The sequence below is a fragment of the Paraburkholderia yinzeri genome (assembly GCF_046581065.1).
Taxonomy (GTDB): Bacteria; Pseudomonadota; Gammaproteobacteria; order Burkholderiales; family Burkholderiaceae; genus Paraburkholderia.
In genome coordinates this window covers 989,125-1,001,664 of sequence record NZ_JBFOCJ010000003.1, presented here as the reverse complement: position 1 = coordinate 1,001,664, position 12,540 = coordinate 989,125, and the positions used below count along the sequence as shown (strand labels likewise).

Annotated in this window: 10 protein-coding genes; 4 read left to right on the top strand and 6 right to left on the bottom strand. The window is 64.7% G+C overall.

Annotated features, from left to right (window positions below; all coding sequences use genetic code 11):
- The first annotated feature begins 113 nt into the window (after positions 1-113).
- Positions 114-1,151 carry a zinc-dependent alcohol dehydrogenase family protein gene (locus WJ542_RS31315; RefSeq protein ID WP_411193407.1) on the top strand — a complete coding sequence of 346 codons (1,038 nt, stop codon included), beginning with the start codon at positions 114-116 and terminating at the stop codon, positions 1,149-1,151.
- Between the two features lie 98 nt (positions 1,152-1,249).
- Here WJ542_RS31315 and WJ542_RS31310 read toward each other — a convergent pair whose 3' ends face one another.
- Both WJ542_RS31310 and bla read right to left on the bottom strand, forming a co-directional pair.
- Positions 1,250-1,759, bottom strand: coding sequence for a GAF domain-containing protein (locus tag WJ542_RS31310; protein ID WP_411193406.1), 510 nt, complete (start codon positions 1,757-1,759; stop codon positions 1,250-1,252).
- A 108-nt stretch (positions 1,760-1,867) separates the two neighbouring features.
- On the bottom strand, positions 1,868-2,743 hold the full coding sequence (bla, locus tag WJ542_RS31305; protein ID WP_411193405.1) for a class A beta-lactamase: 876 nt from the start codon (positions 2,741-2,743) through the stop codon (positions 1,868-1,870).
- 221 nt (positions 2,744-2,964) lie between these two features.
- Here bla and WJ542_RS31300 point away from each other — a divergent pair, with 221 nt between their 5' ends.
- Positions 2,965-4,044, top strand: a complete 1,080-nt coding sequence (locus WJ542_RS31300) for a tartrate dehydrogenase (protein ID WP_411193404.1) — start codon at positions 2,965-2,967, stop codon at positions 4,042-4,044.
- A gap of 588 nt (positions 4,045-4,632) precedes the next feature.
- Here WJ542_RS31300 and WJ542_RS31295 read toward each other — a convergent pair.
- From WJ542_RS31295 to WJ542_RS31280, 4 genes are all read right to left on the bottom strand, one after another.
- Positions 4,633-5,718, bottom strand: a complete 1,086-nt coding sequence (locus tag WJ542_RS31295; protein WP_411193403.1) for a PAS domain-containing protein — start codon at positions 5,716-5,718, stop codon at positions 4,633-4,635.
- 196 nt (positions 5,719-5,914) lie between these two features.
- Positions 5,915-6,877, bottom strand: coding sequence for a PDR/VanB family oxidoreductase (locus WJ542_RS31290; RefSeq protein WP_411193402.1), 963 nt, complete (start codon positions 6,875-6,877; stop codon positions 5,915-5,917).
- A gap of 139 nt (positions 6,878-7,016) precedes the next feature.
- On the bottom strand, positions 7,017-8,477 hold the full coding sequence (locus tag WJ542_RS31285) for an NAD-dependent succinate-semialdehyde dehydrogenase (RefSeq protein ID WP_411193401.1): 1,461 nt from the start codon (positions 8,475-8,477) through the stop codon (positions 7,017-7,019).
- Between the two features lie 44 nt (positions 8,478-8,521).
- Entirely contained in the window at positions 8,522-9,670 is a 1,149-nt protein-coding gene (locus tag WJ542_RS31280; protein ID WP_411193400.1) for an aromatic ring-hydroxylating oxygenase subunit alpha, read from the bottom strand.
- A gap of 390 nt (positions 9,671-10,060) precedes the next feature.
- Here WJ542_RS31280 and WJ542_RS31275 point away from each other — a divergent pair, with 390 nt between their 5' ends.
- Entirely contained in the window at positions 10,061-11,506 is a 1,446-nt protein-coding gene (locus WJ542_RS31275; RefSeq protein ID WP_411193399.1) for a purine-cytosine permease family protein, read from the top strand.
- An 82-nt stretch (positions 11,507-11,588) separates the two neighbouring features.
- Positions 11,589-12,527, top strand: coding sequence for a LysR family transcriptional regulator (locus WJ542_RS31270; RefSeq protein WP_411193398.1), 939 nt, complete (start codon positions 11,589-11,591; stop codon positions 12,525-12,527).
- Positions 12,528-12,540: the final 13 nt, after the last annotated feature.

The following is a 12,540-nucleotide window of genomic DNA, read 5'->3' as shown; positions in this document are numbered from 1 at the left end:
GCTTCGCGCCGAGCGGCAAGTTGATCGAAGTCAATCGGGCCTGCCGGCCGCGGCGCATGATGGAAACGGCCGGCGCGCCCGCCAGCCTATTTCCGAATGCCGATGGAGGGAACATGAAAGCACTGGTTTACAACGGTCCGGGCCGCTTCGCGGTCGAAACGCGCCCGATGCCGGAATTGCAGGGACCCGGCGACGCAATCGTCAAGATGTCGAAAACGACGATCTGCGGCACGGATTTGCATATCCTCAAGGGCGACGTGCCGAGCTGCGAGCCGGGGCGCATCCTCGGCCACGAGGGCGTCGGGGTCGTCCACGAAGCCGGCAGCGGCGTGTCGGGGTTCAAGGCCGGCGATCACGTGCTGGTGTCGTGCATCTCGAGCTGCGGCCAATGCGAATACTGCCGGCGCGGCATGTACTCGCACTGCAAGACGGGCGGCTGGATTCTCGGCAACCGCATCGACGGCACCCAGGCCGAGTACGTCCGCATTCCGCACGCGCAAACGAGCCTGTACCGGATTCCTGCCGGCCTCGACGAGGCGGCGCTCGTGATGCTCTCGGACATCCTGCCGACCGGCTTCGAGTGCGGCGTGCTCAACGGCAAGGTCGAGCCCGGCAGCACGGTCGCCATCGTCGGCTCGGGCCCGATCGGACTGGCGGCGCTTTTGACGGCGCAGTTCTATTCGCCCGCGCAGATCATCATGATCGATAGGGACGCCAACCGTCTGGAATGCGCGACGCGCTTCGGCGCCACCTCGTGCGTCGATACGCGCACGACCGGCGCGGTCGAAGCGGTGATGAAGCTCACGGACGGCGTTGGCGTGGACTGCGCGATCGAAGCGGTTGGCGTGCCCGCCACCTTCGAACTGTGCCAGCAGCTCGTGGCCCCGGGCGGCACGATCGCCAATATCGGCGTGCATGGCGAGAAGGCCTCGATCTTCCTCGACAAGCTGTGGGACCGCAACGTGTCGATCACGACGCGCCTCGTCGATACGGTCAGCACGCCCATGCTGCTCAAGACGGTGTGCGCCGGGCGGATCGATCCGAACCGGCTGATCACGCATCGGTTTGCGTTCGCCGACGTGCTCAAGGCGTATGAGACGTTCTCGCACGCGGCCAGCACGCATGCGCTGAAGGTCATCATCGAAATGTGACGCGGGCCGGGGCCGGTTTAAGGGGACCCCGGTCAATCCGGATCGAAGGACAGCCGGTCCCCCGGGCGATCCAGGGCGCAGACGCGTTCCGTCGCCGTTCAGGCGTTGCGTGCCGCCGGTTTCCAGCCGAATTCCACGAAGGCCCGGCAAAGCGCTTCCATGCCTTTCGCGTCTTCGTCGTCGAAGCGGGCGAGGTGCGGGCTGTCCACGTCCCAGACGCCGATCAGCGTGCCGTCGGGAGCGACAAGCGGTACGACGACTTCGGACTGCGAGGCGGAATCGCAGGCAATGTGGCCCGGAAACGCGTGGACGTCGCGGACCACCTGGGTTTCGCGGGATTGCGCGGCCGTGCCGCAGACCCCCTTGCCGAGCGGAATGCGCACGCAGGCGGGCTTGCCCTGGAACGGGCCGACGACGAGCTCGCGGCCGTCGAAGAAATAGAAGCCGGCCCAGTTGAGGCCTTCGAGCGAGTTGAACACGAGCGACGAGAAGTTCGCCGCGTTGGCGACGAGATCGGGTTCACCTTCGATCAGCGCGCGCGCCTGAGCGGCCAGCGTGGCGTAGAGGGAGGATTTTTCGGCAGGGAGCGTGTCGGAAAGCGAAAACATGTGCAGCACCGGGTTGGGATGAGGCTCGCGCCGCGCGCGAGTTAAGGCCGTTAGTTTACGGGAGTTTGGCCGCTTTTGCCGGGGGGCTCATGCGTCGCCTTTTGCGCATCACGCCGTTGCCGTGGCCCACTGCACGAACACGCTGCCGGCTTCGCGCAGCACGGCCTCGCGACGGTCCATGGCGAGGCCCGGCGCGTCGTAATACGCCGCGACGAGCAACGGGGCGCGCCCCGGCGGCCGGACGATCGCGTAATCGTTCGTTTCCCTTTCGAGACTGGTTCCCGGCCGGTCTCCCGCAAGCCAGTCCGCGGGCAAGGCGGCGCGCAGCCGGTTGAGCCCGGGCTTGCACGCGATCATCCAGTCTTCCAGTTGCCGGCGCGATTGAAGGCTCAGTGCGTTACCCAGCAGCAGGCTGCGCGCGGATTGCGCGATGGCCCGGGGCGTCGTGGTATCGAGCAGGCCGCGGGACTGGTTCGAGTCGGGCTCGTAGCGATCGGAGCGGGTGACCGTGTCGCCGATGCTGCGCGCGAACCGCGTCAATGCCGCCGGGCCGCCCGCGCTGCGCATCAGCAGAATGGCCGCTGTGTTGTCGCTCACTTCGACGGCCGCTTGGCACAGCGCGCCGACGGTCATCGCGCCTTCGCCAACGTGTGCCTGGGTCACCGGTGACGTGAAGATGAGGTCCTGCCCGGTGTAACGCACGAGACGCGCCAGGCTGTCCTGCCCGGCGTCCACGCGCGCGAGTATCAGCGCGGCCAGCAGCCCCTTGAACGTGCTGCACATCAGGAAGCGTTCGTCGGCGCGATGAGCGAGCGTTCGTCCCGACGCGGTGTCGACCGCAAACACGCCCAGCCGGCCGCCGTGGCGACGTTCGATGGCGGCGAGCGGAGATTCGGCGGCGAACACGGAAGGGCTCATGCTGCCGATGCCGAACAGCACAGGGAGTCCGACGAGCAGTTTCCGGCGGGTTGCAGAAAGGGGCACGATGTCCATTCCATTGACGGGTGCCGCCATTCTAGCGGCCTTCCGGCTGACGAATAGCGGGTTCAGCTTGCCGCTGACTGCTCCGCCAACGGCCCGATTATTCACGTTTCGTGTTGAATGGCTCCACGCCGGGACGGCTTTTCCCCATCGTGTTTTCAGGCATGCTCTTGGACATGACGTGCGGATCAATGCCGATCCGGGCGAGCCAAGGAGAACGAGACATGAGCAAAACGTACAGGATCGCCGCCATTCCGGGCGACGGGATCGGCCAGGAAGTGATGCCCGAGGGCGTGCGCGTCGTGCAGGCCGCTGCGGCGAAGTTCGGCCTTTCGGTGGAATTCACGCAATTCGACTGGGCGAGCTGCGACTACTACCTCGAACACGGCAAGATGATGCCCGACGACTGGTTCGCGACGCTCTCGCGGTTCGATGCGATCTACTTCGGCGCGGTGGGCTGGCCCGACAAGGTGCCCGACCATATCTCGCTGTGGGGCTCGCTGCTCAAGTTCCGCCGCGACTTCGACCAGTACGTGAATCTGCGCCCGGTGCGTCTCTTGCCCGGCGTGCCGTGTCCGCTTGCGAACCGCAAGCCTGGTGACATCGACTTTCTCGTCGTGCGCGAGAACACCGAGGGCGAATACAGCTCGGTGGGCGGCAAGATGTTCGAGGGCACGGAGCGCGAGTTCGTCCTGCAGGAGTCGGTATTCACGCGTCACGGCGTGGATCGCATCCTGAAGTACGCGTTCGAGGTGGCGAACAAGCGCTCGCGCAAGAAGCTCACGGCGGCGACCAAGTCGAACGGCATCGCCATCAGCATGCCGTACTGGGACGAACGCGTGGCCGCGATGGGCGGGCAGTACCCCGAGGTGAAGTGGGACAAACAGCACATCGACATTCTCTCGGCGCGCTTCGTGCTGCAGCCCGACCGCTTCGACGTGGTGGTGGCTTCGAACCTGTTCGGCGACATCCTCTCCGATCTCGGTCCGGCTTGCACGGGCACCATCGGCCTGGCGGCTTCGGCGAACCTGAATCCGGAGCGCAAGTTTCCGTCGCTGTTCGAGCCCGTGCACGGCTCGGCGCCGGACATCTTCGGCAAGCAGATCGCCAATCCCATCGCGATGATCTGGTCGGGGGCGATGATGCTCGAGTTCCTCGGCAATGGCGATGCGCAGTATCAGGCGGCGCATGACGCGATTATGCGTGCTATCGAGAAGGTGCTTGTGGAAGGGCCGCGTACGCCTGATATGGGTGGGGTGGCTAGTACTACCGCTGTGGGTGAGGCTGTTGTGGCTGCGATTTGAGGTTGATTCGTAGTTCTTGCTGTTTTGGTGTTTCTTTGTGTTCGTGGTGGTATGCCAGGGTTGCCCCTGTGCGGGGCGGCACCTACTTTCTTTGCCGCGGCAAAGAAAGTAGGCAAAGAAAGCCGCTCACCCCGCCAGTGTGACGCCGTCCGCCACTCGCCCACTTTGGTAGTGGTTCCGGGGCGTCCGTCATCACTGGCCGTTAGCCGGAGTGACAAGGCGCTCATCCTTCCGGCGGCGCTGCGCGCGCCGAAGGGCATAACCCAAACCAGCGGTACGCACACCGAAATGCCTCGCAGCAAGGGCGGTTTCCCTTGCGGACCTGTCTGCGGCGCGCGTAGCGCGCAGCAGGAGGTATGAGCCCTTTGTCACTAACGTGGAGGGTGCGGGGTGACAGACGCCCCGGAGCCACTGGCTATTGTGGTGCGGGGTGAATGGTGACTGGCATTAGCGGGGTGAGCGGCTTTCTTTGCCTACTTTCTTTGCCGCGGCAAAGAAAGTAGGTGCCGCCCCGCACAGGGGCAACCCTGGCAAACCACCACGAACACAAGGAAACGCCAAAACAGCACAAGAACTGCGAACCAAACATCAAGGCCGCACGGCAACAATAGCAGTTGGGTCATCCACAACAGGCTGCACAACAGCCGCCATATCTGCCGGCTGCGCCGCCCGACAAAGCGCAGTAAGCCAAAGATCATCCCCATGCGGCGAGACACGCGCCTGCCCTTGTTCGACCACGAGCCGCCAGGTATCGTCCGGCAGCGAAGCGCGATAGAGCACACGGTAATCGGTACGACCGGCAATCGCCTCATCCACAGCCGCATTGCGCGCGGCGCGATCATCGGGATGAATATGCTTCGTAAGATCTGCATAATGACGCGGCCCCGCCGCGGGCGCGATGCCGAACAGGCGGCACCATTCGTCCGAGACCAGCAGTTCGTCCTGGTTGCGCAGCCAGCGCCAGGCGCCGAATCCCGCCATGCGCTCGGCGTCGTTCAGCAGCAGCACGCGCCGCTCCAGCGCGCATTCCGCTTCCTTGCGCGTGCTGATGTCGATGGTCGTCCCCACTACGCGCACGGGACGCCCGGCGTCGTCGAACAGGGTGGCCAGACGCGATTCGATCCAGCGGATCTGGCCGTCCGGCCAGATGATGCGGAAGTCCCACGTGCGCGGGGTATGGCTCTCCACGACTTCCTTCAGCGCTTCCGCATTGAGCCAGAGCGCGTCTTCCGGATGCAGGATCTCCCAGAACTCGTCGTTGGTGCGGATCTCGCGTCCGTAGAGCCTTGAGCAGTTGCTCGAATAGATCAGCTCGTCGGTAACAAGATTCCATTCCCATGTCACGATGCCCGCCGCTTCCTGCGCCTGCTTCATGCGCGCTTCGTTCGACACGATTTCGGCCGTATGGCGCCGGCGCAGGTCGGTCATCGGAAGCTCGGTCTTGCCGCCCAGGCCAAGATCGGTCACGGCGTCGTCGCCGTAGCGCAGCCAGACCCAGTTCACGTCGAGGAACGCGGCAAGGCGGCGCAGGTTCGAATAGTCGATCTCTCCCCCGCGCGTCCATTTGTGGACCGCGGGACGCGAAATGCCGACGGCGTCGGCCACCTGCTGCAGACTCAACTTCTTGTGCTCGAGCAGTACCTTGAGACGGAACGCGAACGTTTCCTCGGACATCCAATTCCCTTTATGACGGATCGCGCGGTCGAGCGAAAAAAGCAGAAACGGCGGCCTACGCGCCTGGCCGCCGATCGGGCCGGACGTATGCCGCCGATGAGTTGCCGATGAGCCGCCGATGATGGACGAACCGCACAGCTCGGACAGGGTCCGAACGCGACTCGCCGTAGTTTAACGGATCGGCGACCCCGCCGCCCTAGAGGTCGATCACGAGCCGCGGCGTGCGCGAGCGCGAAACGCACAGCAGGATCGTCTTCTGCGCGGCCTTTTCGTCGTCGTCGAGATACTGGTCGCGGTGATCGGCTTCGCCTTCGAGGATCGCGACCTCGCAGGTGCCGCATACGCCCTCGCGGCACAGCGACTCGACCGTCACCCCGGCGCGTTCGATGGCCTTGAGGATGGTTTCGTCTTCGCCGACCGTCAATTCGAGGCCCGACTTCGCGAGCACCACGGTGAAGGCCTTGCCGGCCGTGTCCGTGGCCGCGAACTGTTCCGAATGGAGCTGCGCCTTCGGCCAGCCGAGCAGGGCGGCGTTCGCGTAGACCGCGTCGTTCAGGCCTTGCGGGCCGCACACATAGACGTGCGCGTCGGACGGCAGACTCTTGAACAGCTTGAGCAGGTCGAGGCGCTGGCCCTCGCTGTCCGCGTAGCAATGCACGTTGGCCGCATGCGGGCCTTGCCTGAGTTCGTCCACGAATGCGCCGTGCTCGGGGCTGCGGTAGGCGTAGTGCAGCTCCAGCTCGTGCGCGCCGGGGGCATGCTCGGCCAGTTGTGCGAGGAACGGTGTGATGCCGATGCCGCCTGCAATGAACACATGATGGCGCGCGTTAGGTGCGAGTTCGAACAGATTGGCGGGCGAACCGATCGCCAGCCGGCTGCCCACCTCGACCTTGTCGTGCATGAATGCGGAGCCGCCGCGCGACGCCTCTTCGCGGCGCACGGCGATCTGGTAGCGGCGCGTATCGTGCGGCGAGCTGAGGAGCGAGTAGGCGTTGTGATGCCACGTGGCGCCGTCTTGCATCGAGACGAGCACGTGGGCGCCGCCGGTAAACGGCGGCAGGGGCGCGCCGTCCGGCAGCGCAAGCGTGAAGCGCTTGATGAGCGGCGTGAGCGGCTCGATGGCGACGACTTCGACGGTGATCGATTCGCGGGCGTTCATGATGCTTTCCTTGACCGCGGGCCGGGCGGCGCACGCATGCCACATGAGGTGCGCGACAGATGCCCCGGTAATGGTTGTTCTGGATTCCTGAAGCGCGGATGCGGCGCGGGCCGCATCCGCTGGCGGCTCAGTGGGTCACTCAGCTCGCCACGCCGGCCATGCAGAGGTACTTGATCGACAGATAGTCTTCGATGCCGTACTTCGAGCCTTCGCGCCCGACGCCCGACTGCTTGACGCCGCCGAACGGCGCCACCTCGTTCGAGATCAGGCCCGTGTTGATGCCGACGATGCCGTATTCGAGCTGCTCGGCGACGCGCCAGATGCGGCCGATATCGCGGCTGTAGAAATAGGCGGCGAGACCGTAGATCGAATCGTTCGCAAGCCTGACCACTTCGGCGTCGTCCGAGAAGCGCACGATGGGCGCGACCGGTCCGAAGATCTCTTCGCTGAGCACGGCCATCCCGGGCTTCGCGTCGGCGAGCACGGTGGGTGCGTAGAAGTTGCCGCCGCGCGCATGCGCCGACCCGCCCGCGAGCACGCGCGCGCCTTGCGCCACGGCGTCGCGCACGAGACCGTCAACCTTCTCGCGTGCCGCTTCGTTGATCAGTGGTCCTACGTTCACGCCTTCGGCAAAGCCGTCGCCCACGTTGAACGCTTCCACGCGCGAAGCCAGCCGCCGGCAGAACTCGTCGTACACGCTGTCGTGCACGAAGAAGCGGTTGGCGCAGACGCAAGTCTGGCCCGCGTTGCGATACTTCGAGAGCAGGGCGCCGTCGATGGCGGCGTCGAGGTCCGCGTCGTCGAAGACGATGAAGGGCGCGTTGCCGCCGAGTTCGAGCGAGACCTTCTTGACCGTATCCGAGCACTGGCGCATGAGCAGGCGCCCCACTTCCGTCGAGCCCGTAAACGTGAGCTTCTTGACGAGCGGGCTGCTCGTCATTTCTAGGCCGATCTCGCGCGACTTGCCGGTCACGACGTTGATCACGCCCGGCGGAATGCCGGCCTGTTCCGCGAGGGCGGCGAGCGCGAACGCGGAGAGCGGCGTTTCGTTGGCCGGCTTGATGACGATGGTGCAGCCCGCGGCGAGCGCGGGCGCCGCCTTGCGGGTGATCATGGCGGCCGGGAAATTCCACGGCGTGATGGCCGCGCAGACGCCCACCGGCTCGCGCGTCACGACGAGACGCTGATCGGGGTTCGGGCTGGGGATCACGTCGCCGTCAATGCGCTTGGCCTGTTCGGCGAACCATTCGATGAAGGACGCGGCGTAGGCGATCTCGCCCTTCGCTTCGGCGAGCGGCTTGCCTTGCTCGCGGGTCATCAGCGTGGCCAGTTCGGTCTGGTTGCCCATTACGAGGTCGAACCAGGTGCGCAGAAGCCGTGCGCGCTCCTTCGCCGTGAGCGCGCGCCAGGCCGGGAAGGCGCGGTGCGCTGCCTCGATGGCGGCGCGCGCCTCGCCGGCGCCCATGTTCGGCACGCGGGCGAGCCATTCGCCGGTGGAGGGGTTGTGGACGTCGAGCGTGGCGCCGTCTTCGGCGTCGCGCCACTGCCCGTCGATATAGGCCTGCTGGCGCAGCAGGCCGGGTTGTTGCAGCGAAGTCATGCAGTCGTTCTCCCTGATGTGAACAGGCCTTGGGTCAGCGTGCTTCAGTCCTGGTAGTACTGCGCGATCAGGTTGTGGAAATGGGCGATGCCGTGCTCGCTGATGCCGCTGCGCTGCGGGTCGACCATGATGCGGCCCTGGCCGCGATAGCCGCGCGACTTGAGGCCCTTTTGCACGCTTTCCACGAGACGCAGATCTTCCGGACGGAACACGGTGCGATACCACTCGATCAGCTTCTGCTGCTCTTCGGTGGGCTCTTCGTTGAGGAAGTAGATGTCGTAGTGCTGTAGCGTGACTTCGGCGTTCACGGGGAACTCGTAGATCACGGTCATGAAGTTGCTGCCGGGCGGCACGTTGAACATCGTGCAGGGCCAGGCCCAGTAGCCGTGGAACGACGGGTCCGTGATCGAAGGATCGAGCTTGAACGAGCGCTCCGACGACTGCGCATGACCGAACTGGACCGTCCAGTTGCCGTGCAGCGTATGCGTGTATTTGTCGACCCGCACCGAGTCGGAGAAGCCGGGGTGCGCGGGACCGCAGTGATAGCACTCGAGGTAGTTGTCGACAATCGACTTCCAGTTGGCCGGCGTTTCGGTGACGAAGCGCGCGGCGAGCTTGAGGTCGTCGATGACGGGGCAGGCTTCGCGCATGCTCGCTTCGAGGCCGGGCAGTTGCGATTCAACGTTGCCGGCGTCCGGATTCAGGTTGATGAACACGAAGCCCGCATACTCCTCCACGCGCACCGGGACGAGCGACGAGTTTTCCTTGTCGAATGCTTCCACGTGGTCGCAGTTGTTGGCGTGCGCCAGTGCGCCGTCGAGCTTGAACGCCCAGGCGTGATACGGGCAGGTGATCACGTTCTTCGCCTTGCCGTTGCCTTCCAGCAACTGGTGGCCGCGGTGCGGGCAGACGTTGTAGAACGCGCGCAGCACCTTGTCCTTGCCGCGCACGACCAGGATGCTTTCCCCAATGATTTCGCGAGTGATGTAAGCGTTCGCTTCGGCGAGCTCGCTACGGTGCCCGACGCAGATCCACGCGTTTTCGAAGATCTTCTTTTCTTCGACCTTGTAGACCGACTCGGCGGTGTAGTAGCTCGCGGGGATGGTCCAGGCGAGATTCGGGTTCGAGCAGAAGTCGGCCGGGAGCTTCGGCAGTTCGGATTGCTTGTGGAATTCGATGGGAAGGTAGGTCATAGGGGTCCGCCACTCAGAAAGATTAACTGATAGTTACTATAAAACCAAAGGTTAACGAGAATATAGGCGAACTATGGGCCGAGGGGGATCGGGGTTATCCCTTGACTAGCATGAATTTAGTGGGGTAGATCGATGCATATTGGCTATTCTTGTGTTCGATCACCCCGCCCGCTTGTTCTGGCTCAAGGCGACGTGATTTTCCGGGATGAGTCAATAGGAGGATGCGATAGTGAGCCGTCTGCTTCGAAGTTGCGTAGCATTGTTAACTGATAGTTCATCGTTAACCTTAAGCTAACTTCGCCGCGGTCGAAGCGGGGTATTCCTGCACCGGTCCGGCGTCGCAGGTGGTCTGGCGCACCCGCGCGCCGCCACCCCGCATCTGGAGGAGACATGTCACACGAGGCCATTGCCGACGCGCTTGCCAACGAGCCTGTGCGCGCTAAATCCCGGATCGAGTCGCGCTCGATCGATTACGTGCCGCTTGCCGAACGAAAGGGCAAAGCCTGGCACCTGTGGCCCGTCTGGTTTACGGGCGACGCGAATCTGGCCACGATCGCCGCCGGCGCGATCGGCGTCAGCATGGGCGGCAATCTGCTATGGAGCGCGATTGCGGTGGTGCTCGGCAACGTGCTGGGCACGTTCTTCATGGCGTTCCATTCGAGCCAGGGGCCGCAATTGGGCTTGCCGCAGATGATCCAGTCGCGGCCGCAGTTCGGCTATATGGGCGCGCTGCTCGTCTGGGTGGTCGCGCTCGTCACCTACGTGGGCTACAACTCGTTCAACCAGCTCATGGCGGGGCAAACCGCCCATCAGTTGCTCGGCACCGAGCCCCATCTGAGCTATATCGTCTTCACCGTGATCGCCGTCGCGCTCGCGGTGTTCGGCTATGACCTGATACACAAGGCGCAGCGCTGGCTGGCCTTTGCGCTGCTCGCCGCGCTCACGGTCTTTAGCATCGGCGTCTGCGTGAAGGTGCCGTTTCCGGCCGGCCAGTTGAGCTTCGCCGGCTTCAAGACGACGCCGTTCCTCGTGCAGCTCTTCTCGGCCGCTGCCTATCAGTTGTCGTGGTCGATCTACGTTTCGGATTACTCCCGATATCTGCCGCCCACTACCGGTGTGCGCGCAACCTTCTGGTGGACCTTCCTCGGCGCGCTGATCGGCGGCGTGTGGATGATGCTCGTGGGTACCGCCGCGGCGGCGTTCAACGTGAAGATCGACATTTCGAACGCCGTGCAGCAGGCGGGCGACGCCATTTTCCCCGGCTTCGGCACGGTTACGCTGCTGCTCTCGCTGCTGGGCTTGCTGGCGATCACGGGTCTGAACTTCTACGGCGCGTCGCTCACGCTGCTCAGCATCACGGACTCGTTCAGGCCGGTCAAGTCGAATGCGGCCAAGCGTATCGTGAGCCTGCTCGTGGTGGCGATCGTCGCGACTTCGCTGGCGTTCTCCGCGTCCGATCACTTCATGGACAAGTTCGGCGACTTCCTCGGCATACTCGGCTATCTGTTCACGCCGTGGACTGCCATCAATCTGGTCGACTTCTTCATCGTGCGTCACTCGCACTACTCCGTGCGGGAGATTTTCAATCCGCGCGGTATTTACGGGCGCTGGAACTGGCGCGGCCTGACCGCCTACGCCGTGGGCTTCGTCGCGATGATTCCGTTCTTCAAGACGGACATGTACACGGGCCCCGTGGCCCGCGCGCTGGGCGGTACCGACATCGCGATGCTCGTGGGCCTGCCCGTGGCGGCGCTCGTCTATCTGTGGACCTGCCGCTCGCTCGACATCGAGAAGGAGCGCCAGCTCGTGCGCGAAGCCGACCGTGGCCTGAACTGATCCCGGCCGAGCGCGATCGGCTATAGTTTCACACCGTCTTCGACGACCACGCAGGCCCCCCGCGGCCTGCACGAGCGCCCCGATGAAAGTCCCCGTCACACCCGAACTCGACGACCTGCGCGTTTTCTGCACGGTCGCGCGCAAGGCCAGCTTCAGCGCGGCCGCCGAAGCGCTTTCGGCGTCGGCGGCCTATGTGAGCAAGCGCGTAGCGGTGCTGGAAGCGAACCTCGGCACGCGGCTCCTGCATCGCTCGACGCGCCGCGTCGCTGTGACGGAGGCGGGCGAGCGCGTCTACGCGTGGGCGGAGAAAATTCTCGACGACGTGGACCATCTCGTGGAAGACGTTTCGACGACGCGGCGCATACCGCGCGGCACGCTGCGCATATCGAGCAGCTTCGGCTTCGGGAGGACCTGTCTTGCGCCCGCGCTGGCGGACTTCTCGGACCGCTACCCGCAGCTCGACGTGAGGCTTGAAGTGTTCGACCGGCTCGTGGACGTGGCCGGCGAGGGTTTCGACCTCGACGTGCGCATTGGCGACGAGATTGCCGGGCATCTGATCGCGAAGCGTCTCGCGTCGAACCATCGCGTGCTATGCGCGGCGCCCGCGTATCTCGAACGGCACGGCGCACCCAAACAGGTCGCCGATCTCGCCTCGCACGCATGCCTCGCAATCAAGGAGCGCGATCATCCGTTCGGCGTGTGGCGGCTCGACGTGAAGGGGGAAACGGTTTCCGTGAAGGTGCGCGGCCCGCTCTCGACCAACCATGGCGAAGTGGCCGTTCAATGGGCGCTGGCCGGGCGCGGCGTCGTGCTGCGTTCGATCTGGGATGTCGCGCCGCTGCTCGATAGCGGGCGGCTTGTGCGCGTGCTGCCGGGCGTCTCGCAGCCGGCCAACGTGTGGGCGGTCTATCCGGCGCGGCTTGCGCAGTCGGCGAAAGTGCGGGTGTGTGTCGATTTTCTCGAGCAGGCGTTTGCCCAGCTCGGTCTGGGTACCGGCGGGCAGGAGCCTGCGTGCGAATGACGGAAAAGCGCGA

Coding starts and splice junctions, on each gene's coding strand:
- WJ542_RS31315 (WP_411193407.1), top strand. CDS start 114: ATGAAAGCACTGGTTTACAACGGTCCGGGCCGCTTCGCGGTCGAAACG.
- WJ542_RS31310 (WP_411193406.1), bottom strand. CDS start 1,759: ATGTTTTCGCTTTCCGACACGCTCCCTGCCGAAAAATCCTCCCTCTAC.
- WJ542_RS31300 (WP_411193404.1), top strand. CDS start 2,965: ATGAGCAAAACGTACAGGATCGCCGCCATTCCGGGCGACGGGATCGGC.
- WJ542_RS31295 (WP_411193403.1), bottom strand. CDS start 5,718: ATGTCCGAGGAAACGTTCGCGTTCCGTCTCAAGGTACTGCTCGAGCAC.
- WJ542_RS31290 (WP_411193402.1), bottom strand. CDS start 6,877: ATGAACGCCCGCGAATCGATCACCGTCGAAGTCGTCGCCATCGAGCCG.
- WJ542_RS31285 (WP_411193401.1), bottom strand. CDS start 8,477: ATGACTTCGCTGCAACAACCCGGCCTGCTGCGCCAGCAGGCCTATATC.
- WJ542_RS31280 (WP_411193400.1), bottom strand. CDS start 9,670: ATGACCTACCTTCCCATCGAATTCCACAAGCAATCCGAACTGCCGAAG.
- WJ542_RS31275 (WP_411193399.1), top strand. CDS start 10,061: ATGTCACACGAGGCCATTGCCGACGCGCTTGCCAACGAGCCTGTGCGC.
- WJ542_RS31270 (WP_411193398.1), top strand. CDS start 11,589: ATGAAAGTCCCCGTCACACCCGAACTCGACGACCTGCGCGTTTTCTGC.